Here is a 22,272-nt window from a genome sequence, read left to right on the forward strand (position 1 = left end):
CGGCTATCCGATCTTCTGTTCCAGGCAATCCCGGTAGACGGCCGCCGTCGCCGCGGCGACCGCATCCCAGGAATGGGCGCGGGCGGTCTGCACCGCTCCGGCGGCCAGAAGATCCCGCGCTCCGGGTTTCCCCAGCCACTCTTCGATCGCCCGGCTCGCCGCCGCCCCGTCCATCGGATCCTCGATGACGGTGCCCGCTCCTTCGGGAACAATCTCCCTGGCGGGGACCCGGCCGCTCACAATGACGGGCAGCCCCGAAGCCACGGCTTCCAGAACGACCATGCCGAAACTTTCGAAGCGCGAAAGAAGAAGAAGAAAGTCGGCGGCTCGGAAAAACCGCTCCCTTCCTTCCTCGACGTTTCCCAGAAAGGCGACATCCGCTCCGCGCAGCCCGGCCGCCCGCATCGCGGACGGCCATTTTCCTTTGTTCCGTTCGCTGCCCATCACGAGAAGCCTCACCGGATGTCCGTTTCTCCGCAGGATTCCCATCGCTTCCAGGGCGCTGCCAAGGCCCTTGTGCTCCCAGCCGTTCCCCACGAAGAGCCCGACCGGATCGTATGCCGGCCAGCCGAACCGGGCGGCAAGCTCCGCGCGCGCAGCCTCCCTTTCTGCCGGGTCCGGAGGAGCGAAGCGGCGAGGATCGACTCCGGGGTAGAGAGTCTTCACTCTGACCGGCCGGCGCGCCAGCTCGGGATACTCGGCCATGAGCCAGCGGACCGATTGGTTCGAGTTGGCCAGAACCCAGCGGAGCCGACCCGAAAAAAGCAGGCGTCTTTCGATCTTGCGCTCGAGGAGTGTTCGGAATCCGGCCCGGCCCCCGGCCCGCAGGCGCGGCCAGAGCGCGACCGGAGCCCCGAAGGTGACAACGTCGGCAAGATCGATCAACTCGTGGCTATGGATCAGATCGAAGCGCTCCCGAGCCGCGATCCGGCGGACCGCAAGGGAGAGCGCCTGCTTCTGCAGCGTCCGGGGCCATTTTCGGAGGTCAATGCGGTGGTAGACGATCTTCCCCGTCCTCTCCTTCCAGCGGTGCGCCAGGACATGAATCTCGAATTCCTCCGATTCGGCGAGCCGATCGGCAACCTCGCTCGCGAGGAGCTCGGCGCCTCCGGCCTCCCCATAACCGAGGCTGACGACGGCGACGCGCGGCCGCTTCATTCCGGAGCCACCTCCCCTGCTCCTTCCCGGCCGGGCGACAACGGCTTCTTCGCCCGGATGATGCAGGTTCGACCCAGGAGCAGCGGAACGGAGTTGACGGCCTTCACGTACGCCTCGTTCTCCGGGGAAACGGTGCCGAAGCGCCCCTTCTCGCGCCGAAAGGCGGCTCCGCCGAAGAGCCGGAGCGGCCCGTAAAGGATAACCAAGGAGAGAAGCGAGGAGCGCTGCCAACGATCGACGGAAACTCCGATGTCGACGAACCCCGCTTCCTGCAGCGCGTGGACGAGATAAAAATAGTGGACGGGGGTGATATGGCCGTCGGTGTCGACGCGGATCTTGCGGGAGAAGGAGAGCGGTCCGAAAAGATTCCAGAAGCCGAACCAGAGAAACCGGAGACGGGATTTGAGGTTGAGGATGTTCGGAGTCGAAAGGACGAGGAGACCTCCCGGCCGAAGCACCCGAAAGATCTCCCGGAGCAGCCTGCGATAGTCCTCGAGGTGCTCGATCACCTCGGTGCAGCTCACCGCATCGAAGAAAGAGTCCGGGTAGGGCAGCGGCGCCTTGTCGAGATCGACCACTTCGACCTTTTGGCCGGGAAGCCGCATCCATTCAGAGGTGTAGTCGCAGCCGAAGCTCGTCCCCTGCCATCCGGCCCGCAGCCGCCGGATGAGCTCTCCCGAGCCGCTCCCCACATCCAGATGGCGCCCGTCCGCCGGGAGGTGGGAGCGCAGCAGAGGGAGCACCGCTCGGTAGATGGCCTCGGTGCTCACTGCGCCCGCTCTCCTTCCCGTCTTGCCAGCACGATCAAGGTGCTCCCCCCGAAGAGCACCGGCCCCGACTCCGTTTCCTGCCAACGATATTTCTCCCGCCGCTCCCGGGTTTGGAGCCTGCCGAAACCCCAGAGGATCACGCCGAGCGGGCCGAGGAAAACCAGCTGCCTCCACTTGAGCTTGTCGCGAAACAGACCCTGGACGGCAAAGCCGTTCCAATCGAGCAGCTGGCGGATCTCTATCCAGGTCATGAGGTTCTGATGATCGAATCCGCTCCCGTGCTCCGCATACTCCGGAGCCGGGATATAGCGATAAAAGGCGCCGCGAACCAGGAAGTTCAGCCGCTCCTCCAGATTGCAAATGTTCGGGGTGGACAGCAGAAGGTATCCACCCGGGCGGCAGATGCGGCTCAGCTCCCGGAGAAACTGAAACGGATTTTCCAGATGCTCGATCCCCTCGAGGGAAACGACCAAGTCGAAGAATCGGTCCGGAAACGGCAGAACCCCGTTGAGATCGGCGCGCTCTCGCCTGATCGCCGGATGGATGCCGTCGGATTGCGCCAGATCGATGTCGGCACCCCAAACGGTGAACCCTTCTTGGCGCAACCACTCTGCCATCGCTCCCGGCCCTAGCGGGGCGTCGAGCGCCCGAGCGCCGCTCGGCAGGTTCAACCGGCGCACCAGCTCGCCTACCTTCCGGTGGATTTCCGGCCTGGCTCGGGGCGCGGGCGACCTTCCCGGAAACGGATGAGCCGGTTTATCCATCGAGAAGCTTGCTCTTAGCCGGATCCGGGACACCGTCCCATTCCGCCCGAATTTTGGGGAGACATTCCGGAAAACGCTCCCGGACGAAGGCGATCATCTGTTCCCGCACCGCGCAACGCAAATCCCAGAGCTTCGAGGAGTCCTGGGCGCTCACCAGCAGGCGGACGTTCATCGTCCGCTCGGTGGCGTGAGTGACTTGCGTGACCGCAACCCGCCCATCCCAAAGAGGGTTCTTCCGGCAGATTTCCAGCAGATACTTCCTCATCTCCTCGACCGGCATCGAGTAGTCGACAAATACGTGGACGGTGCCCAGAAGCTCGCTCGAATTCCGCGTCCAGTTCTGGAAAGGATGTTCGAGCAGGTACGAAATGGGTAGCACAAGCCGGATCTGATCCCAGACCGCGACCACGACGTAGGTCAACGTGATCTCCTCGATCTTTCCCCACTGTCCCTCCACCACCACGACGTCGCCCAGCCGGACCGGTTGCGTCCATGCGATCTGTAGTCCCGCAAAGACGTTGCCGATGGTCCGCTGCGCAGCCAGACCTCCGATCACCCCGACGATGCCGGCGGAGGCGAGAAGGCTGGCTCCCAGATGCCGGACCTCGGAGAAGAGCATGAGGATCGCCGCGACGGTCAGCAGGCCGATCAGGAAGAAGAGGGCGCGGCTCGCCACCAGCACCTGGGTATGGAGCTTGCGGGCCCGCAAGCCAGCCACGGCATCCGTCTGAGAGAACGGGTGGCTGCGCAAGATCAGATCCGCAGCAGCGGCCACCGTCTGCCCCGCGGCCAAGCCCACCAGACTGATGGCATAAATCGCCAGGATCTTGTGAAGGACTAGCCGAAAGAGATAGGGCAGCGGGAAGCCTTCGACGGCGATCAGGCCGATCGCTGGAACAAAGAAAGAGACGAAACGGACGAGCCTCGGGAAGACGACCGCCCCCAGGTTCCCTCGACCGATGTCGGTTCGCCGCTGAATCCAGCCGAGAGAAACCGCCGCAAAGCGGGCCAGAAACCACCAGAAAGCCAAGGACCAGATGCCCCCCAGTCCGACGGCGACCGAGAGACGGAGCGGGCCATGGCCGGCCTCCCGACGTAGATACTCGGAGAGAGCCAGGACGCCAAGGAGCGCAGCGGTTCCGAACAGAGCGGACACAAAGGGGGGATAGCCGGCGGCGAACGCCGCATCCGTCCACCCCTCCGCCTCGCCGGGGACACGCCAGGGGATCGGGCGGGGATGCCAGCGCTTGCGAAGGGAAGCGGTCAGTCCTGCCAGCGCGAGGATTCCGATTGCGATCGCCCCCTCTTCGAGGCATCGCACTTGCCAGGCGGGTAGCGAGGACAGCATCATCGGGACGCGGGGGAAACCTTCCAGCCGCTGAGGGAAGGTCGCCGGCTCGGACGAGCTTCCGAACCTCCCGTCAAGAGGCTGCGACAGGCTCCGGTCCCTGTCAAAAACTTTCTCGGACTCCGCCGAGCGTCCGCCGGGTTGCCTATATCGAAAAGAGTTTTTTCGATCCCCGCCGGCGGTAGGATCAGCCTCGATGCACCGGTCGCCCCGCCTCGCCTCCGCCGAACGGGCGGCCGCGCGCTGCTTTCGGATGAAGAGATCTTCGAAGAGACACCGCTCCGTCTCGACGGTTTGGCGCTCCTTTTCGCCCGTCGCCCGGCCGGTCTTGCTTATCCTGGTGATCTCCCTTCTCGCCACTCTCATCGACCTACCCGCTCATCTCTTGCGCGCCATCTCCATTCCGGATCAACCCCTGGCTCTGATGGGCGCTTTGATCGGGGTCGTCTTAGCTTTCCGGACCAATCTCGCCTACGCCCGGTGGTGGGAAGCGCGCACTCTCTGGGGCAATCTCCTCAACGCCTCCCGAACCTGGCTTCGCCAGGTTGTGAGCTTCGTAGGCCCTCCGCCGTGCCCGGAAGAGGAGAAAAGCCGCCGAAGGCTCATTCAAGGCCAGCTAGCTTTCGTCCACGCGGTGAGCGCCGAGTTGCGCGGGAAAGACGCACTGCCGGAAACCCTCCGCTTTCTCCCTACGACGGAAACCGTCGAGCTCGCGCAGGAAGGGTCGAAAGTGAGCAGCAGGCTTCTGATGCTCCTGGGCCGCGAGGTGGCCAATCTCCGCCGCCGGCAAGCGATTTCCGAACAGCAGATGCGGGCGTTCGACAACACCCTGACCACCATGACCGATGCCATGGGGGGCTGCGAACGGATCCGCAGCACTCCCTTCCCTCGGGAATACGACGGCTACCTTCACGCGCTCACCTACGCGTACTGCCTGCTCCTTCCGATCGCAATCGCCGATGAAACCGGTCCGCTTTCCATGATCACAGCTCCTTTGGTCGGCTTGGTGCTGTTCATGCTGAACCAGATCGGCCGCAACCTGGAAAACCCTTTCGATCATAGCGCCGCCTCGATTCCCGTCGTCTCTCTAGCCCGCAAGCTTGAAGGAGAGTTCCCGCAGGAATGGGGAAGTGCGCCGACCCGTCAAAAGACGATGGCGGCCTCTTCCGAGAACCGTTTTTCCTAGCTCGGTCTTGCAGCGCCCTCCTTCCGACCGCCGCAGCCGGGCGTCCGGAAAACGGAGGCCCACTGCAGCGGGAGCCGGAGAATCCAGCCCACGATGGATGATCCTCCGACCCGCTCGTCTACGCTCACCCAGCCGTTCCCACCCGGAGAGATGCCTCTGCACGGGCTCTTCTCCGCTCCGTGCCGGCAGGGGCGCCGCTTGCCGCGATCCGAGGACCGGAGCCCAAAAAAGGAAGTGCCCCGACTAGGACTCGAACCTAGGACCAAGTGATTAAGAGTCACCTGCTCTACCAGCTGAGCTACCGGGGCCAATGGGTACGGTGAAACTCCCGCAAAGAACAGTTAGGCGAGAAGAAGCACAAAAACAACTCTCTTTTCTATCCGCAAGCCCTGCTCATCAAAAGACCGGACCGCTCAAATCGAAGAGGGAGACCGAACGGCGCTCCTTCTTAAGAAGCTGACCCCAATAGGAGTCGGAAGGATGCACGACGGCGACCACCTTGTCCCCGCGGTAGAGAGGGCGCCCTTCGTTGGCCCATTTGAAGATCCCGCCGTCCAAATACTTGGCTTCCCGGAAGCCCTCTTGCTGGAGGCGCCGAGCAAAGGAAGCGGCCCGAAAGCCGACGGAGTCGTAAACCACGATCGGCTGGTCCTTCGCCAAGCCACGGGTGACGGTTCCGATCCGCTCGTTGGGAGAGACACGAATCGCACCCTTGAGGTGGCTTACCTCATATTCATCGACGGTCCTCACGTCCAAGAGCAGCGGGCGCCCATCGCGAGATCTCTCCAGCACTTTGGCCAGTTGCTCGGTCGAGATCGTCGGAACGTCGGGGAACCGGTCGTGGATCGCCGACAAGACCCGCTCCCAAGAAAGCTCCGGCGGCGGGCCCACCAGGCTGCATCCGCACAAAAGCACACCTAAAGCGAGCCAAAACCAGCAAAAGCGAGCCGCCGGAGGTTTCGCGCTCACTCTCCCACGATCTTCACGAGCACGCGCTTGCGCCGCTTCCCATCGAATTCGCCATAGAAGATCTGTTCCCACGGCCCCAGGTCGAGCTTCCCCCTCGTCACAGCAACGACGACCTCGCGCCCCATGATTGTCCTCTTGAGATGGGCATCCGCGTTGTCCTCGCCGACATTGTGGCGGTATTGGGAGTGGGGGTTCTCGGGAGCGAGCCGCTCCAGCCACCGCTCGAAATCCTCGTGAAGCCCACGCTCGTCATCGTTGATGAAGACGCTGGCGGTGATATGCATCGCATTGCAGAGGAGAAGGCCCTCCTGGATGCCACTCTTGCGGAGACACTCCTCGACTTGCCTCGTGATGTTGATGAATGCTCGCCGCGTCGGAAGCTCGAACCACAGTTCCTCGCGAAAGTTTTTCATCCGGTCCCGAATCCGCCAATTCCGCACCCGATAGTCCGGGGCGATAAACGGCGCCGACAAGAGCTTTCCTTTTTACCAGCGTTTCGGGCCATGGCAAGCGTCTCCAAAGGCCTTTTATCGGCTTTACATTGACTATCAGGCGTTTATGCTACTTTCCTGAAGAGTGCTGCTCGGAGTCCCCTGGCATGGACCGCATTCCCCTCCGCACCGCCGTCTTTCTGGTCATCGGCAATATGGTCGGAACCGGCGTCTTCACCAGCCTCGGGTATCAATTGGAGCATCTCCACACCGGCTTCTCCATCACCCTTCTCTGGCTTTTGGGCGGTATCGCCACCCTGTGCGGGGCTTTGGCCTACGGTGAACTCTCCGCGGCCATTCCGCGGAGCGGAGGAGAATATAGGCTCCTGCGTCGCATCTATCACCCCTCGGTCGGCTTTCTCGCCGCCTTCCTCTCGTCGACGGTGGGCTTTGCCGCGCCGATCGCCTTGGCCTCCATGGCATTCGGCGCCTACGCCTCCGCCGTTTTCCCCGGTGCCTCTCCCGGCTGGCTCGCTTGGACGGTGGCTACCTTGCTGACCGTGCTGCAACTCACCCGCGTGGAGGTTCGCGCCCGCTTCCAGGAAGCCGCTACCGGGCTCAAGGTTCTCCTAATCCTCCTGCTGTCTGCCTCGGGCTTCTTGTTCGCGAGCGGCCAGCCGGTCTCTTTCGCCCCCACTCCGTCCGCCCTGCACGAATTGGTGGAAGCTCCTTTTGCGGCGAGCCTCGTCTACGTCATGTACTCGTATTCCGGCTGGAACGCCTCGGTCTACATCGCCGAGGAGGTCCGAAACCCGCAGCGGACCGTCCCGCTTTCGCTGGCGATCGGTTCGGCGATCGTGACCGGCCTTTACGTCGCCCTCAACGCTTCCTTCCTTCATGCGGCTCCAATCGCCCAGATGCGGGGAATCCTCGAAGTGGGTATGATCGCGGGGCGTCAGATCTTTGGGGAGGCCGGCGGGCGGATCGTCGCCGGGACCATCGCCCTCGGCCTCCTCTCCTCGATCGCGGCCATGACTTGGATGGGGCCGCGCGTCACGATGGCCGTTGGAGAGGACTATCCCGCGCTGCGCTGGCTCTCCCGGCGCAATCGGGAGGGGGCTCCCTCGCGCGCCCTTCTTTTTCAATACGGGGTTGTCGTGCTCCTCCTGGCAACAGGGACATTTGCGCAAATTTTGACCTACATCCAATTCACGCTCACCCTCTCGTGGTTTGCCACCGTTCTCGGTGTTTTCATCCTCCGGTGGAGAGAACCCGCCTTGCCCCGGCCCTACCGGGCCTGGGGTTATCCATGGACGCCGTTGGTCTTCCTTGCCGTCTGCCTCTGGATGCTCTGGGATCTGCTCCGGGTGATGCCCCGGGAATCCCTCGCCGGCCTTGCCACCCTGCTGCTCGGGCTGCCTATCTACGCCCTGGTCCGGCAGCCGTGCCCTCCTCCGAGCCGCCCCACGACCTCGTCATGAACGTCCGCTTCTTGCTGCTTCCTCTCGCCTCGGCCCTCACCCTGCTTCCGGCGCTCGCGTCGTTGTCGGCCGAACCCCAAGAGCGGTCCGCCGAGCTTGACGAGGCCGCCCGCTTCCTGGCCGGCCTACCTCCGCTTCCCGGCTCCCCCCTGGAAAGCCTCGCCTCCCATCCCGCCTGGCAAGAGCACGCCAAGGAGATGGAAAAACTCTGGGAATATTTCCGCCACTTCCAACTCGATCCGATCCGGCAGTGGTCGGCCGAATTCCTAGAAGCCTCCTTTTCGTCGACCAGTCCGGTCTTTTACCCCTTCAGCGGTCCCGATGCGATCTATCCCCGCTGCTTCTTCCCCTACGCTTCGCTCTACGTGCTGGCTTCTCGGGAGGAAACCGGAGTTCCTCCCTCATTCGCCGGCTTGCAATCGGCCGACCTTGCCTGGGAGCTTCCTCGCATCCGCCAGTCTCTTCAGTGGCTTCTCCAATGGAGCTTTTCGGTAACGAAGGAAACACGCCGGTTGACGGCATCCTCCACCCTGGGCGGAATGCTCCCCCTCTATTCGCTGCTCCTGGTCCGGGACGGCTGCCGGCTTCTTTCGGTCGAGCGCGGTCCCTCCGGTGGCAGCACCTGCCTTCTGTTCCAAGGGCCCGAAGGGAGAGAGCAGCGGCTCTGCTACTTTTCGGTCAACCTGGAGGACGGAGCGATCTCCTCCTCGGGGCTCCCGCGTTTCCTGCAAACCATTCCCGCCGGACCGACCTTGATCAAAGCCGCCTCCTACCTGCTCCACGGCAGCGGCTTCTCCGAACTGCGCCGACTCATCCTCGCTCGGAGCACGCTGGTTCTCCAGGACGACTCGGGGATCCCGGTCCGCTTCTTCGCCGGCGGATGGACTCTCCGATTCTTCGGACTCTACCAAGGTCCCATCCGGATCTTCCGCGAGTTTTATCAGCCCGAGCTGGCCACGCTCACGGCCAATGCCCATCCCCCGCCTCTTCCCTTTGGCTTCGGCTACCGGTGGAAGCGAGAGGAAGCCTCCCTCATCGTCGCAACCCGATCTCCGCGCCCGCCGTCTACCGCCACGCGGAATAAGGAGGGTCGGAGCCCGCCGCGGTGACCGGTCGAGGGCCGCAGGCGCCGGGAAGCAGGAGCCGGAGGAAATCGCCGTCGGAAAAGAAATCGCTGAACCCTTGGCGCACGACGATCAGGCCGCGCGAGGGGATCGCGTAGAGCCGCTGGCCGTGGGAACCGATCGCCGCCACAAGATCCGGCGGGCCGCCCCGCCAAAGGCAGGCGTTCCGCCAGTCCTGGCTGCGCCACGGCCGGGAGAGCATCGCTTCCACATTGACCTCCCGGGCGGCGGGCCAAGCGGCGGCGCGATTGTTCCAAAAGCCCATGCCGAAAGCGGGATTCACGGCGGAGCCGCGCAACGCTTCCTCCATTAGCTCCGGCCGGACGATGGGGGCTCCCTGATGGACGAGGACTTCGCCGATGGCGGCCCATTGCCGAGGGCGCAGGAGAAAGCCGGTGGCCAGGAGCGGGTTCCCGGAGCCGTCCTCCAGATAGCGCTGCCTGCCCAGCCCCATCGGATGCAGCACGCGGGTTTCCAGGAAATGGGTCGGCGTCTCCCGGCGCGGCAGCAGACACCGGCGAAAGAACTCATGAAAGACCTGGAGCGAGGCTGGGCCATAGAGGAAGGCCTGCCCCGGGCGGGCCAGAAGCGGCAGCGCAAGTGCGCGTGTGTTGCGATCCGGCAGCTGGGCGGTATGCAGGAAAAAGGCAGGCTCCAGGCCGCTCGTGAAGTTCAAGAGCTCCCGGACGGTGATCTCCCTCTTGGCGGGATCGCTCCGCCACTCCGTCACGATTTCCGAAACCGGAGTGTCGAGGGAGAAAATACCCTCTTGGACAGCGCGCAGGGCCGCTAAAATCCAAAACCCTTTGGTGCCGCTGAAGATTCTCCGTCCGCCGGCCCACAGGGTCCCTCCCCGGTCTTCTTCCCAGCGGACCTTACCCCGTTCGATGACGAGCAGGGCGTAGCCGCCGTGCCGGGCGGAATACGCGGACGCCGCGGCGAAGGCGAGCTCATCCGCTCCTGCACGCCCCTGGGCCGCAGCGCCGGCGAGCAGCGCCGCGGACGCCAGGAGCACCATCAGCGAGCACAGCCGGCGCAGGCCGGCGCCTGCCGCCCGAGCTTTCAAAAGAGCTCCGATTGTTCTCCTTTCTCCTCCCCGCGGGAAACCCCGAGCTTCCGATAGGCTCTCTGGGTCGCCACCCGCCCCTGCGGGGTGCGCTGAAGAAACCCTTCGAGAATCAGGTACGGCTCGTGGACCTCCTCGATCGTTCCCGGGTCTTCGCCCACGGCCACCGCGAGGGTGTTCAGCCCCACCGGCCCCCCCGCGAACTTGTAGACGATAGTTTCCAAGAGCTTCTTGTCCATCTCGTCGAGGCCGTCCGCATCGATGTCGAGCATCTCCAGGGCATCGTGCACCACGGCTGCGGAGATCGCTTCGCCTTCCGCCCGTACCGCCGCATAGTCCCGGACCCAACGGATCAAGTTGTTGGCCAATCGAGGGGTGCCGCGGGATCGCCGGGCGATTTCCCAAGCTCCCGACTCCGCCGTTTCCACCCCCAGGATCCGCGCGGAGCGTCGGACCACCCGCACGAGATCTTCGGCTGTGTAATACTCGACGCGATTGACCAGGCCGAAGCGTCCGCGCAGCGGGGCGGTCAACATGCCCGCTCGCGTCGTCGCCCCGAAAAGGCTGAACCGCGGCAGGCTCAGGCAGACGCTGCGGGCAGCCGGCCCCTGGTCGATGACGATGTCGATCCGAAAATCCTCCATCGCCGGATAGAGATACTCCTCCACCGCTCGGCTCAGGCGGTGGATCTCGTCCACAAAGAGGATGTCTCCCGGCTCGAGCCCGCTCAGCAGCCCGGCAAGATCGGCCGCCTTCTCCAAGGACGGACCCGAGGTCAACCGGAGATTCGCGCCCATTTCCTTGGCGAGAATATGCGCGAGGGTGGTCTTTCCCAGTCCCGGCGGACCGCTGAAGAGGAGATGGGGCAGCGGTTCCCCTCTCTGCCGGGCCGCTTCCACCAGAACCGTCAGCCGCTCCTTAAGGCGCGGCTGGCCCACGAAGGCATCGAGCGACGAAGGACGCAACGCCTGCTCCAGGCGCTCGTCCGGACGACCGCGAATATCCGTGCCCTGAATCCTTTTCACCGGCCCGCCTTCCCTTCCGATCCGCGCAGCGCCTCGCGAATGAGTTCCTCGACACCCGCAGCCGGTAGCTTCCGCCGCGCCAGGCCCACCGCTTTCTCGGCTTCCGCCTCCCGGTAGCCCAAGGCGATGAGGGCCAGACGGGCATCTCTGCGGACCGGATCCTCGCTTGGAGGTCCCCCGGACGCGCCGAGCGGCCCGTCGACCGTGGGGAAGCGATCGCGCAGCTCCACGATCAATCTCTCTGCCGTCTTCTTTCCTACACCCTTGATCCGGGAAAGCCACGCCTGGTCGCCGCGGGCGACCGCCCCGCGCAGCTCCTCCGGAGTGGTGGCGCCGAGTACCGAAAGAGCGGTCCGCGGCCCGATGCCCGGAACGTGATCGACAAGCAGGCTGAAGAGAGCCCGCTCCTCCTCGCCCACGAAGCCGTAGAGCTCCACCCCTTTTTCCTGGACCTGAAGCCGCGTGAAAAGCTGCACCTCGGCCGGCGGAGGCGGGAGCTTTTGATACGAGAGCAAAGAGATGAAGAGATCGAAACCGACTCCCTGGACCTCAAGGCAGACCTTGGCGGGAGAGGAATGAATCAGCCGGCCTCGCAAATACCCGATCACAAGGGGCTCCCCGTAACCAGGGATCGCCTCCGTGCCGCGGCATGCGCAAGGGCGACGGCCACGGCGTCGGCGGCATCCGGAGGAAGGTTCTGCCGCAACCCAAGAAGGCTGCGGATCATGAAGGCCACTTGCGCCTTGCGGCTTCCTCCGTAGCCGGTCGCCGCCGTCTTGGCCCGGCGCGGGGGATATTCAAAGACGGGCAGCTCGGCGTTTCCCGCCGCAAGAAGGGCCACACCGCGAGCCGCTCCCAACTGGATCGCGGTTCGATGATTCTGGACGTAAATTACCCTCTCGATCGCGATCTCCTCCGCCTTCTGTTCCACCAGAACGCGGCTGATAGCCCGATGGATTTCCCGGAGGCAGTCGAGCTCGGACTTCCGGGAGCTGACGACAATCACCCCGAAATCGAGCAGCCGCTCCCCGTCGGGAAGCAGCTCGAGGACGCCGTAGCCCGTCCGTCGCAGGGAAGGATCGATCCCCATTATCCGCACGTGATCCCAGTATTCAAAGGCAGGCGCGCCCGAGAATCAAGGACTCCTTCCCGGAAGATCCTCTTTTCTACCAGCGTCGCCGAGAGGAATCCGGCCCCCGGCGAACCGCCGCTGGGTCTTCGCCAAGAGAGGCAAAGAAAGAAGCTGCGCTCCGCAAGAGAAGGCGACCAGCAGGATCGGCGAGCGATCGTAAAGAAGGCCCATCAGGAAGCTCCCGCCAAACCAAGCAAAACCGTAAACCAGGTTGAACATCCCGTATCCGGTGCCCTGACGGCCGTGCGGCACCAGCTCCGCTACGGCCGCCCGGATCACCGATTCCTGGACACCCATCCCGATTCCCCAAAAAAGAGCACCGGCCAAGAGGAGCGTCATGCCGCGGCCCAAAAAAAGCAACGGAGCCGCCAGAGATCCAAGGAACACCAGCCATCCCAGCGTCTCGAACCCCTTGCGGTCGAAGAGCCTGCCGGCCAGAAGCGCTGCGGCCGCATCGATTCCCATCCCCAAAGCGTAAAGCAAGGGCACTCCCTGCGGGGCGATCCCTCCAGTTTTGGCCGCATGAAAGGCGACCAGCGCGAAGTCGGCATAGCCCGCCGCAACGCAGCCCACCGCGGCCAGATAGCTCCAAAATGCGGGCGGCAGGGGCTGCGAGCCGCAGCCGGCCTCATCCGGCGAGCCGCCGGTCACCTCCCGCGACCGCACCCACCTATGGTAGGTGCTTCGGGCCGATCCTAGGGCCACGAATGAAAGGAACGCGGGCAGGGCGAGCAGAAGGAAGCTGAGCCGATAGCCTCCCCGGTACGCCAAAACCAGGGACACCAGCACCGGACCGAGGACGGCGCCCACCTGGTCCATTGCCTCGTGGATGCCGAAACCCCGACCACGCCCGAAATCCCGAGTGGCGACGGCGAGCAGGACGTCCCGCGCGGGCGTTCGGATCGCCTTTCCGACACGCTCGGCGACGACCAGGAATGCTGCTATCGGCCAGGAGGATACGAAGCCCAAGACAGGCACGGCCAGCAGATTGACCCCATAGCCCAAAAAGGTCAGCCGCCAAAAGGAACGCGTTCGGTCGGCCAACACCCCGGAAAAGAACCGGAGTCCGTAGCCGGCGAGCTCGCCCATCCCGGCGACCAAGCCCACCGCGGCTCCGTCGGCTCCCAAGCCGCCCAGAAAGGGGCCGAGAATCGACCGCGCCCCCTCATAGGTCATGTCGGCGAAGAGGCTGACGGCGCCGAAAAGCAGGATCAGCCGGAAAACGGCACTATCCGAACGGGGAGGACACCGGCCACCTCCAGCGCTCATGGAGCCGGCCCGTTACACGGCAAAGCTCTTCCCGCAAGAGCAGTGGGACGACGCCCTCGGATTCCTCACGACGAAGCCGCGGTTCTGCAGGTCATCCGAATAGTCCAAGACCGAGCCGGCAATAAAGAGCGCGCTCTTCGGATCGATCACCAGCCGGACCTCACCCGCTTCGATCAGGATATCCTTCTCCCGGAGCCTATCGACCAGCTCCATCTGGTATTGGAGCCCGGAGCAGCCGCCGCCCACCACGGCGATGCGCAGCGCCCCGCCCGGCTTGCCGGCTTCCTGCAGAAGCCGCCAGAGATGCCGCGCCGCCTCGCTTGTAATCCGGCAGAGCTTCTCGCTGCCGATCGTGTAACGTATCGATGCCGCTCCTTGCATGGTTTTTCCGCCCGCGGAAATGTTCCCCCGCTCCTGCGGAGCGGTCAAGCGCCCTGGATCAGAAAAAGAACTCAGACTGGCTCCGCGCTTTGGCCGCCACCTCTTCTGCTTCCTTCGCCAACTTTCGAAATTCCCACCGGCGGAAGAGCTCGGCCTGCTTGGCCGGATCGGGTCGAATCGCCAATGCTTCCAGAGGGAGCGGAAGCGGCAGGTCCGTTCGGAGCTCGACCATTTTGCGGTTGCGGAGAATCCGCTCCCGTTCGGGACCAGAAAGCCGGCGCAACCTCGCGCTGCTCGCCCGCGGAGCTTCCCGGAGAAGCGACTCCAAGGAGCCGTAGAGGCGGAGCCAGCGGGCCGCCGTGACCCTGCCCACACCCGGGATCCCGGCGATGTTGTCCACCGAGTCGCCGATCAAGGCGAGCAGATCGGGAATCTGCGCCGGAGGAACTCCCCATTTTTCGGTGATTTCCTGTTCCCCCAGGAGATGGAACTTCTTCCCGCTGCTCTGGTAGATCGAGACGCGAGGCGAAACCAACGCGAGGAGATCCTTGTCGTTGGTGGCCAGAACCACTTCTCCCTCCCGCCGCGCGGCGGCGGTGTAGCTGGCCATCACGTCGTCCGCTTCCTCCCCGGCGACCCGCAGCACGGGGATTCCCAGGGCGGCCATCAGCTCCTCGACCTGGTCGAGCTGGACCGATAGCGCCTCGGGCACCGCCGGCCGATTCGCCTTGTATTCCGGGCAGAGGGCCAACCGGTCGGCACAGAGACCGTCATCCACCGCCCAACCGGCGTGCGTCGGCCGCAGGTCGGCAAGCATCCGCCGAAGCACTATGGTAAGGCCGTAAAGGGCGTTCGTCGGCCGCCCCGAGCTTGTCTGCAAGGGCGGCATCGCATAAAAGGATCGATAGGCGTAGTAGCTTCCGTCGACAAGAAGCAGGCGCATCCCTTTTTCTATCTCCACTCGGCTCGAGAAGCGAGAGGAACTCGAGAGCTTTCCTTTTCCTACCCAACGGCCTTTTGTTACGGCGTTTTGTTTTAGGGTTGATGATCGGCGGAGGAGTTGAAAAGATGGCCATCCGGCGACGAACCGGCCACTCTCACTCCGGAGTAGCTCAGCGGTAGAGCGAGCGGCTGTTAACCGCTTGGTCGTAGGTTCGAATCCTACCTCCGGAGCCATTTGGTGACGCCGCCCGGCTGGTCGCCCCGGAAGCTCGCACATCCGACGGCAGGCGGCTCATTTCCGGCCCCAAACCCGCAAGGCTTCGCCGCGGAACAGCCCGAAAAGAAGCCAGATCTTTCCCTCTTCGGTCCGCCGGCGCTGGAGCCAGAGGAGGCTGCCGGCCGAGAGCGAGAGCAGGGGCGGCACCTTTTTCTCCAAGAGAAGGCGCGTGGGAAGGCGCGTGGCCATCTGGGCCAGATTGGGCTCGTGCCCGACCAGCAGGAGATCGGTCTTCTCCCTTCTGATCGCCTTGATAGTGCGGCCCGGCGCGCTCTCCGGATCGAGGCTCTCCCAGAGAGTCAAGCGTCCACCAGGCAGGACGGCGGGCAGGAGGATCTGGGCGCTCTGCCGGCTACAAGCCTTGGGCGTGGGCGAGGAGATACACGCGAGCCCCCCAGGGCGCGCAACATCCGGGCGAGCCGGGAAGATTCGGCGATGCCCGCCTCGGAAAGAGGCTGCTCCGGATCTTTTTCCACCGGCACAGCCGTTCCATGCACCACCAGATAGAGATTCACCGGCTGGACTATATCAGAGGGGGTCGGTCAATCCAGGGGGAAAGGGCCGGCGGAAACTCCTCGCACGGGAAGAGGCGCTTGCCATCGCCTCCCATGCCGCCGCCCTCGGGGGCGGAAGCATCCGGGCAGCGGCTCTTTCGTTTCCCTTGTGCGGAAAAGCCCTAGGCCGTATCTTGCCACGGCATGCGCCCGGCCGAAGAGCTCCGCACCGATTTCCCCGCCCTTTCCCAGACGGCGCATGGCCGTCCGCTGGCGTATCTTGATAACGCGGCGACAACCCAAAAACCCAAAGCGGTCCTCGAAGCCGTGCGCAGCTTTTATGAGCGGGATTGCGCCAATGTCCACCGCGGTCTCTATGCGCTGAGCGTCCGGGCGACCGAAGCATTCGAGTCGTCGCGGCGCCGCGTCGCGGATTTTATCGGAGCGGCTTCTCCCGAAGAGATCATCTTCACCCGGGGAACGACCGAGGCGATCAACCTGATTGCGGCGACGGCCGGCCGCTCCCTTCTCCAGCCCGGAGACGGGGTGCTCCTCACGGAGATGGAGCACCATGCCAACCTGGTTCCCTGGCAGAGGCTGGTCCCCTCGGGCATCCGCCTCTACTTTCTTTCCGTCGAGGACGACCAGGGAACGATCGATTGGAACCGGGTCGATGAGATGGCCAAAAAACACCGGATTCGGATGCTCGCCTTCACCCACGTTTCCAACTCCTTGGGCAAGGTCAACGCCGCCGCCGAGATCTGCAGCCGTGCGCGTTCGCTCGGGCTTTTCACCCTGGTCGACGCCGCGCAGAGCGTAGGCCACCGGCATTTGAGCGTCCGGGAGATCGGTTGCGACTTTCTCGCCTTTTCCGGCCACAAGATGTGCGCCCCCACCGGGATCGGCGTGCTCTACGGACGCCGGGAGCTCTTGGAGCTTCTTCCCCCTTACCAAACCGGCGGCGAGATGATCGCCGAGGTCCGGCTCGATCAGAGCAGCTGGAAGGATCCTCCCCACCGCTTCGAAGCCGGCACTCCCAACATCGGCGGGGCGATCGGTCTGCGCGCCGCCATCGACTACCTGCAGGCCGTCGGGCTCGACGCGATCGAAAGGCATACAGCTTCGCTGGCCGCCTACGCGGCCTCGGGGCTCGCTGCGATCCCCGGCATCCGGATTTTGGGGCCGCCGGACCGTCGGGCGGGGATCGTCAGCTTCGTCCTCGATCGGGTGCACGCACACGACCTTGTCGCCTTTCTCGACCAGGAAGGGTTGGCCTTGCGGGCTGGGGACCACTGCAACCAACCGCTCCTCCGGAAACTCGGGCTCGCCGCCACGGCCCGCGCAAGCTTCTACCTCTACAACGTCCGGGAGGAGGTCGACCGGCTGGTCGCGGGTGTGGAAACAGCGCGCCGCTACTTCGCGGGATAAGCCGGAGAGCCCGATATACTATGGAACTCGACGAACTCTACCGGGAAGCGATCCTCGAGCACGCCCGGCACCCGCGGAACTTCGGCGACCTGGAAAGCTGCGACCGGTCGGCCGCCGCCAAGAACGTGAGCTGCGGGGATTCGGTCCGGCTTTTCCTCCGGCTCTCCCCCGAGGGAAAGATCGAGGCGATCCGCTTCAACGGGTCGGGCTGCGCGATCTCCACGGCCTCCGCTTCTCTCCTGACCCTGGCGGTTCACGGAAAGACGGCCGAAGAAGCCCGAGCGCTCTTTGCCAAGGTTCAGCGGCTGCTCACCGGCGCTACCACCGAGCGGGACGAGCTTCCGAGAGACCTGGCCGCCCTTGCCGGGGTGCGCCGCTTCCCCCAGCGGGTGGGCTGCGCCATGCTCTCTTGGCACGCGCTCGAGGACGCGCTCCGAGCGGGCGAAAAGAATTCGGCCTGAAAATTCTCGATTTCTTGCAACAACGGCATTGTTTTTGCTTTCCAACGTAATGCAAACATTACGTGCGGAAATCTATGAATATCCGGCGCCGATTTTCGCCTTTCTCTCCTTTTTGCCTCGGTCTTTCATGGCTCCTCTTCACGGGTCATGCCGTACCCGCTTCCTCCGAGGCGGATCCTTCCACCTCCGACGAAGGGGCTCCGCTTCCCTCCGCCTCGAGCAAGAAGGCCCCGCCGCCGCTCTCTCCCGGGTCCGCCGGCCAACCGTACTCGCTCCCCGCGGTCACGGTGACCGGGGTGGGAGGCGAGGAAAGCGTTCTCCCGACTGCGCGGCCCGACTCCTCGGTCTACGGAGTCCCGATCGATGTCATGGACACCCCGCGGAACGTCGTTCCGATCTCCCGCGGACTCGCGCAATCGGCTGGGATCGGCCAATTCGGATTTTTGGATCCTCTTTCGACGGCCATGCTCGCTCCCGCGGCCCTTACCCAAATCAATTATGGAATCGCCAGCGCGCCCACCATCCGCGGCCGCAACGGCCTGACCCTGATCAACGGCATCGAGGAGACCCTCAACAACAACAGCGAGCAGAACATCCCCTGGAACTACAACATGGTCGAGTCGATGGACCTCGTCGAAGGGCCCTCCAACGCAGTTTATGGAGCCACGCAGGTTTCCGGAGGCTACGTCAACTACATCACCAAGCAGCCCTACTTCGACCAGTTCCGCGGGTATCTCTGGGATACGATGGGAATGTACCAGGAATACATGTGGGGGGCCGATATCGGGGGACCCATCGACAAGGACAAGAAGGTCGCCTACCGATTCAGCTACATGGGCCAGGAAAACGGCAGCTATTATCAGTACCAGCGGAACGACCAGCAGAACTTCTACCTGGCCTTAGGCTACCGCCCTAACGAATCCTACACGATCGACTTCTTCGGAGATCTGGGCACCTACGACTACACGCCCATGTGGGGAATGATCAACCGGCCGACCCAGTCGCTGATCGATAACGGCCTCTACCTTCCCGGAGCGCTCTCCCCCATGCAAGCCACCATCGGCCCGGTGAACAATCCGGGAGCCGCGACCTACCTCGGATCTCCCGTCGGGATCAGCCGCCGGGACGTGCTCTTCAACCCGACGGACGGCGGCTACGGGACAACAGGCCTCATGCAGGTGATTCAAAAGGCCCAAGTCAACGAGGATCTCCAGATCGTCAACAACACCTTTTTCTGGTACCACGATGACCAGTGGATTCTCCATCCGATCTTCTATAGCGAGTCCTGCCGCGGCGATTACGAGATCGATAACCGGACCGAGTGCCGGCTCACTTTCGATCTCCCGGCGGGCGCGGGAGACGAATCGGAGCAAACCAGGGCCGTGCTGGGAGAGCTACGCCTCCACAACCTCGTCGATGCCGGGGTCGAGCTTCACTATCAGAAAAACTTAGACTACAACTCCGACTCCTTCATCGTCCTAAACAGCTACAGCCTGATCAATCAGAATCCCCTCCTCTGGAACGCTCTTCTCTCCAAGGCGTTCCAATCCAGGATCGGCAATCCCAAGGCTCCCTTCGGAGGGGAGTGGCCGATCCCCGGCGCCCCGCCCGGCTACTACTTCGAGCCCGCCAATCTCGCAGCCGGAACCACCGATTGCCGCTACGCGGCGGTTTCGCCCTTCTACCAGCACTCGCTCGAGATTTCGGACAAGCTCTCCCTCCAGGTCGGCGCCCGAGCCACCGGCTACTTCGTTTCCGCCCAGACTCCTCCGGGGACCCCGGCGGTGCTCTTCACGCAACTTGACACCACCCAATTGACGCCGCTGGTGACGGTCGGTCCGGTCTACCGGATCTTCCCCTGGATGAGCGCCTACTTCGACTTCAACTGGGGCTACGTCGTCAACGCCGCAGACATGGGGGGGTTTTCTCCTTTTTTCACCGCCAACCAATTCCGGCTGCTCAACGAACTCTACGAAGGGGGATTCAAGTTCGACCTACTCCGGAACAGGCTCTTCGCTTCGGTCGACGCCTTCTCGCAATACACCTATCTCAACAATCGCGCCGGTCCCGCCACGCCGTCCACCGTCACCGGCTTCGAAGCCGGCATCACCTACCAGCCTGACCGCCATTTCTGGGCGAAGCTCGGCTATGCCTACATGCACGGCACGGAGGATTGGACCTCGGTCGGCCATGGACCGCCCATGTACCAGACCTACTCGACCGCGCTCGCCCTGCAGCAGAACCTCCCCCTTAACAATAACGGCATGTTCCCGGCGGGAATCTACAACTTCCTCGGATTTCCCGACCAGGTCATGAGCGGCATGGTCACCTATCGAACCGACCTCGGCTTGGGAGTTACCCTCGGCGGCCTCGTCATGAGCGAGCAATCCTTGGGCTACGACTACGCGGTAAAGATTCCCACTCAGTTCGTGCTCAACGCGACTCTATTCTATACTACCCCCCGTTGGGAATTCCGCCTCTACTTCTATAACTTCACGAACGAGCCCTACTGGCTTGCCTTCGGCATGGGCGCCAACGGCACCCGGACCTTCAACTATGAAGACATCGTCCCCGGCATGCCGTTCTGGGTCCAAGGCACCTTGGTGTTCAAGTTCTAACGGCCATTTCTCACACATTTCGTAGCCGAGGCGCCGCAAATGGGCTTGGGTGCGAGGCGGGCGCAGGTTTTCCACCGGAGGCCTTTTCGCTATTTCATGTGGCCAAGGCGGGAACATCCAACCTCAGCCTTCCGGCCCATGTTTGGGGGAAGGTCTTGTAAGTCGTTGCGAGACAGTACCCGTCATTTCCAATTGGCACTACAGGGGCTATTTTTGCCCTTTGCGGTCGGCTACGGCTCCCGGGCAGAGATGCGTAAGGCGGAGAGGATTTGCCGGGCCTGATGATTCCCGGCGGTGACCCCGCGACGTTTTTCGCTTCCGAAGGAGAAATCCACCAGATGGATGGTTCGGAGGGCAGCCCAAGCTTGCTCGCTGGAGAAGGGTAGATTGGCCGCCTTGAGTTTCTTCTCCAGGAGCCGGTCGAGCAGGAAGGCCAAGGCGGCGACGAAGACGTGCGCCCGCACCCGTTTGGGATTGTGGTGGTAGATCGGACGAAGCTCCAGGACGTCCTTGAGCTTCCGGAAGGCTCTTTCCACCTCGGAGAGCTCCTTGTAGGCCCGGACCGCCTCGAGCGGGGAGAGATCCTTTTCCTCGGTGAGGATCACGTACTTCCCCTCCAGAAGCTTTTCGGTCTCCACCGGCTCTTCGGACACTTGGAGCTTGCCTGCCCGCAGACTCCAGCGGAAGTAGCGGTGGCCGCGATGGAGAGAGAGGATTCGGGCGACGCAGCTGCCGATCTCTTCCCGATTCCGAAGCTCTCCTTTTTCGATACGCTTGGCGAGTTTGCCCAACTCTTCCCGGGTCTTCGTGACATCCCTCTCCCGCATGGCCTGCTCGTAGGCCAGCCGCTCGGCGCTTTCGACCACGAAGATCCGCTGCCCGGGAAGCGCTCCCTCGACTTCGCAGACCCGATCCTTTTCCTCCGGAGAGCAGGGCTGCCAGGAACCGCTCTGGGCCTTGCGGACATACTCCAAGACCTCCGGGCTCCTTCGTCGGCGTAAGCCGAACAAAAACCCATGCCCCTGGCTCCACAGGAAGCCCAAGTTGGCCGTGCTCACCATCCCCCGGTCCCCGACGAAGACGATCCGACGCAACCCGAAGCGTTTCTCCAAATCGGCGACGATCGGCAGAACTGTTTCCGAATCGTGCCGATTGCCCTGGAAGACATGGTGGGCAATCGGCCAGCCATTGGCCATGACGACCCCCAGAGGATCTGCCGGTTTCCCTCCCGCTGATCCCGGCTGTAGCCGTATTGAGCCAAACCCTCGGGGCCTTCCCTTCGAAATAGGAGGAAGTCAAATCATAGAAGACCATCTCGGGCTTAAGAGAAAAGAGATCCCGCAGCCGGGCAAAGAGCCCTTCCTAGGTCCGCTCCTTCCGCCCCCTGAGACTCGTCAAGGGTCCGGTACCACGGCCAAAGGAAGCGGTGGTCGACCCGAACTCGGCCATTCTGCTTCCAGACCGGCCGGATCCGCTCTCCTCTCCCGTCGGGAACGTAGTCGGTCTCCAGCCACTGGGCCAAGGCGTGTTCGCTCCCGGGGACAAGAGCCGGTTGACCACAAGGACGAACGCCCGTTCCGCAAGGGACAGTCCTTTGCCTTTCCCCTCTTCTCCTCCAAGAGCTCTTCCATACCCAGCTCCTTCCAGAGATGTCTGGCGACAAGCGTTGGACCCCAAACTGTGGATTCCTGAGGCTCAAGCGCTCTCCGAGAAGCCGGCGCGCTCCGCCCGAGCAACTCCGCGAGCCGATCCAAGTGGGGTGCCAAGAGATCCTTGCGGCCAAGAGTCGCGACAATCCGCTGCTTGACCTTTCCCTTTTCCCGGTAGCTTTCCACCAAGCGGACATACTCCGCCTCGCTCCCGTCCTTCCGACGCAACCGCAGGGTGCGCAGAAACATGAAATAGCATTACCGGTCGTCACCGTGAATCGCAAGCACAAAAGGCCACT

The 22,272-nt window shown here is 63.6% G+C and carries 22 protein-coding genes and 2 tRNA genes; 7 read left to right on the forward strand and 17 right to left on the reverse strand.

Features of this window, described 5'->3' with window-relative positions:
• Positions 1-3 precede the first annotated feature (3 nt).
• From MTHMO_RS09620 to MTHMO_RS09635, 4 genes are read right to left on the reverse strand one after another with little or no spacing between them, the layout of a single operon-like run.
• On the reverse strand, positions 4-1,158 hold the full coding sequence (locus tag MTHMO_RS09620) for a glycosyltransferase family 4 protein (RefSeq protein ID WP_202214583.1): 1,155 nt from the start codon (positions 1,156-1,158) through the stop codon (positions 4-6).
• A complete protein-coding gene (locus MTHMO_RS09625; protein WP_202214584.1) occupies positions 1,155-1,928 on the reverse strand; it encodes a bifunctional 2-polyprenyl-6-hydroxyphenol methylase/3-demethylubiquinol 3-O-methyltransferase UbiG in 774 nt (257 codons plus the stop codon). The genes MTHMO_RS09620 and MTHMO_RS09625 overlap by 4 nt, the downstream gene beginning before the upstream one ends.
• Positions 1,925-2,692, reverse strand: a complete 768-nt coding sequence (locus MTHMO_RS09630; RefSeq protein ID WP_202214585.1) for a bifunctional 2-polyprenyl-6-hydroxyphenol methylase/3-demethylubiquinol 3-O-methyltransferase UbiG — start codon at positions 2,690-2,692, stop codon at positions 1,925-1,927. The genes MTHMO_RS09625 and MTHMO_RS09630 overlap by 4 nt, the downstream gene beginning before the upstream one ends.
• Positions 2,685-4,013 (reverse strand): mechanosensitive ion channel family protein, encoded by a 1,329-nt coding sequence (locus tag MTHMO_RS09635; protein ID WP_237394883.1) that lies wholly within the window; start codon positions 4,011-4,013, stop codon positions 2,685-2,687. Before MTHMO_RS09635 ends, MTHMO_RS09630 begins: the two co-directional genes overlap by 8 nt.
• 280 nt (positions 4,014-4,293) lie before the next feature.
• On the opposite strand from MTHMO_RS09635, the gene MTHMO_RS09640 reads away from it, so the two are divergent.
• Positions 4,294-5,226, forward strand: a complete 933-nt coding sequence (locus tag MTHMO_RS09640) for a bestrophin family protein (protein WP_202214586.1) — start codon at positions 4,294-4,296, stop codon at positions 5,224-5,226.
• 235 nt (positions 5,227-5,461) lie between these two features.
• Here MTHMO_RS09640 and MTHMO_RS09645 read toward each other — a convergent pair.
• From MTHMO_RS09645 to MTHMO_RS09655, 3 genes are all read right to left on the reverse strand, one after another.
• A tRNA-Lys gene (locus tag MTHMO_RS09645) sits at positions 5,462-5,534 on the reverse strand.
• Positions 5,535-5,622: 88 nt separating this feature from the next.
• On the reverse strand, positions 5,623-6,195 hold the full coding sequence (locus tag MTHMO_RS09650) for a rhodanese-like domain-containing protein (RefSeq protein WP_202214587.1): 573 nt from the start codon (positions 6,193-6,195) through the stop codon (positions 5,623-5,625).
• On the reverse strand, positions 6,192-6,608 hold the full coding sequence (locus tag MTHMO_RS09655; protein WP_202214910.1) for a secondary thiamine-phosphate synthase enzyme YjbQ: 417 nt from the start codon (positions 6,606-6,608) through the stop codon (positions 6,192-6,194). Before MTHMO_RS09655 ends, MTHMO_RS09650 begins: the two co-directional genes overlap by 4 nt.
• Before the next feature lie 185 nt (positions 6,609-6,793).
• Between MTHMO_RS09655 and MTHMO_RS09660 the strand changes: the two genes are divergently transcribed.
• Together MTHMO_RS09660 and MTHMO_RS09665 are read left to right on the forward strand one after the other, a co-directional pair.
• A complete protein-coding gene (locus tag MTHMO_RS09660; protein WP_202214588.1) occupies positions 6,794-8,107 on the forward strand; it encodes an APC family permease in 1,314 nt (437 codons plus the stop codon).
• Entirely contained in the window at positions 8,071-9,216 is a 1,146-nt protein-coding gene (locus MTHMO_RS09665) for a hypothetical protein (protein WP_202214589.1), read from the forward strand. The genes MTHMO_RS09660 and MTHMO_RS09665 overlap by 37 nt, the downstream gene beginning before the upstream one ends.
• Here MTHMO_RS09665 and MTHMO_RS09670 read toward each other — a convergent pair.
• From MTHMO_RS09670 to MTHMO_RS09700, 7 genes are read right to left on the reverse strand one after another with little or no spacing between them, the layout of a single operon-like run.
• A complete protein-coding gene (locus MTHMO_RS09670) occupies positions 9,173-10,297 on the reverse strand; it encodes a serine hydrolase (RefSeq protein WP_237394884.1) in 1,125 nt (374 codons plus the stop codon). The genes MTHMO_RS09665 and MTHMO_RS09670 overlap by 44 nt on opposite strands.
• A complete protein-coding gene (gene ruvB / locus MTHMO_RS09675) occupies positions 10,294-11,322 on the reverse strand; it encodes a Holliday junction branch migration DNA helicase RuvB (protein WP_202214590.1) in 1,029 nt (342 codons plus the stop codon). Before ruvB ends, MTHMO_RS09670 begins: the two co-directional genes overlap by 4 nt.
• Positions 11,319-11,930, reverse strand: a complete 612-nt coding sequence (gene ruvA / locus MTHMO_RS09680; protein WP_202214591.1) for a Holliday junction branch migration protein RuvA — start codon at positions 11,928-11,930, stop codon at positions 11,319-11,321. Before ruvA ends, ruvB begins: the two co-directional genes overlap by 4 nt.
• Positions 11,927-12,412 (reverse strand): crossover junction endodeoxyribonuclease RuvC, encoded by a 486-nt coding sequence (ruvC, locus tag MTHMO_RS09685; RefSeq protein ID WP_202214592.1) that lies wholly within the window; start codon positions 12,410-12,412, stop codon positions 11,927-11,929. Before ruvC ends, ruvA begins: the two co-directional genes overlap by 4 nt.
• A gap of 45 nt (positions 12,413-12,457) precedes the next feature.
• Positions 12,458-13,723 carry an MFS transporter gene (locus tag MTHMO_RS09690; protein ID WP_202214593.1) on the reverse strand — a complete coding sequence of 422 codons (1,266 nt, stop codon included), beginning with the start codon at positions 13,721-13,723 and terminating at the stop codon, positions 12,458-12,460.
• 12 nt (positions 13,724-13,735) lie between these two features.
• On the reverse strand, positions 13,736-14,104 hold the full coding sequence (locus tag MTHMO_RS09695) for an iron-sulfur cluster assembly accessory protein (protein ID WP_202214594.1): 369 nt from the start codon (positions 14,102-14,104) through the stop codon (positions 13,736-13,738).
• A 58-nt stretch (positions 14,105-14,162) separates the two neighbouring features.
• Positions 14,163-15,047, reverse strand: coding sequence for a 5'-3' exonuclease H3TH domain-containing protein (locus tag MTHMO_RS09700; protein ID WP_202214595.1), 885 nt, complete (start codon positions 15,045-15,047; stop codon positions 14,163-14,165).
• Between the two features lie 158 nt (positions 15,048-15,205).
• On the opposite strand from MTHMO_RS09700, the gene MTHMO_RS09705 reads away from it, so the two are divergent.
• Positions 15,206-15,280 (forward strand) — tRNA-Asn (locus MTHMO_RS09705).
• Positions 15,281-15,338: 58 nt separating this feature from the next.
• Here MTHMO_RS09705 and MTHMO_RS09710 read toward each other — a convergent pair.
• Positions 15,339-15,626, reverse strand: a complete 288-nt coding sequence (locus MTHMO_RS09710) for a hypothetical protein (protein ID WP_202214596.1) — start codon at positions 15,624-15,626, stop codon at positions 15,339-15,341.
• A 395-nt stretch (positions 15,627-16,021) separates the two neighbouring features.
• Here MTHMO_RS09710 and MTHMO_RS09715 point away from each other — a divergent pair, with 395 nt between their 5' ends.
• From MTHMO_RS09715 to MTHMO_RS09725, 3 genes are all read left to right on the forward strand, one after another.
• On the forward strand, positions 16,022-17,245 hold the full coding sequence (locus tag MTHMO_RS09715) for a SufS family cysteine desulfurase (protein WP_202214597.1): 1,224 nt from the start codon (positions 16,022-16,024) through the stop codon (positions 17,243-17,245).
• 20 nt (positions 17,246-17,265) lie between these two features.
• Positions 17,266-17,706, forward strand: coding sequence for a Fe-S cluster assembly sulfur transfer protein SufU (gene sufU, locus MTHMO_RS09720; RefSeq protein ID WP_202214598.1), 441 nt, complete (start codon positions 17,266-17,268; stop codon positions 17,704-17,706).
• Between the two features lie 74 nt (positions 17,707-17,780).
• Positions 17,781-20,324, forward strand: a complete 2,544-nt coding sequence (locus MTHMO_RS09725; protein WP_202214599.1) for a TonB-dependent receptor — start codon at positions 17,781-17,783, stop codon at positions 20,322-20,324.
• Positions 20,325-20,554: 230 nt separating this feature from the next.
• Here MTHMO_RS09725 and MTHMO_RS11295 read toward each other — a convergent pair whose 3' ends face one another.
• Complete coding sequence (locus MTHMO_RS11295) at positions 20,555-21,520, reverse strand: IS1634 family transposase (protein WP_370568326.1); 966 nt, start codon at positions 21,518-21,520, stop codon at positions 20,555-20,557.
• Between the two features lie 198 nt (positions 21,521-21,718).
• The gene (locus MTHMO_RS11300; RefSeq protein ID WP_370568327.1) at positions 21,719-22,222 is read right to left on the reverse strand and encodes a hypothetical protein; all 504 of its coding nucleotides are present in this window, start codon (positions 22,220-22,222) and stop codon (positions 21,719-21,721) included.
• Positions 22,223-22,272: the final 50 nt, after the last annotated feature.

Origin of the sequence: Methylacidimicrobium sp. AP8, assembly GCF_903064525.1 — a bacterium.
Taxonomy (GTDB): Bacteria; Verrucomicrobiota; Verrucomicrobiia; order Methylacidiphilales; family Methylacidiphilaceae; genus Methylacidimicrobium.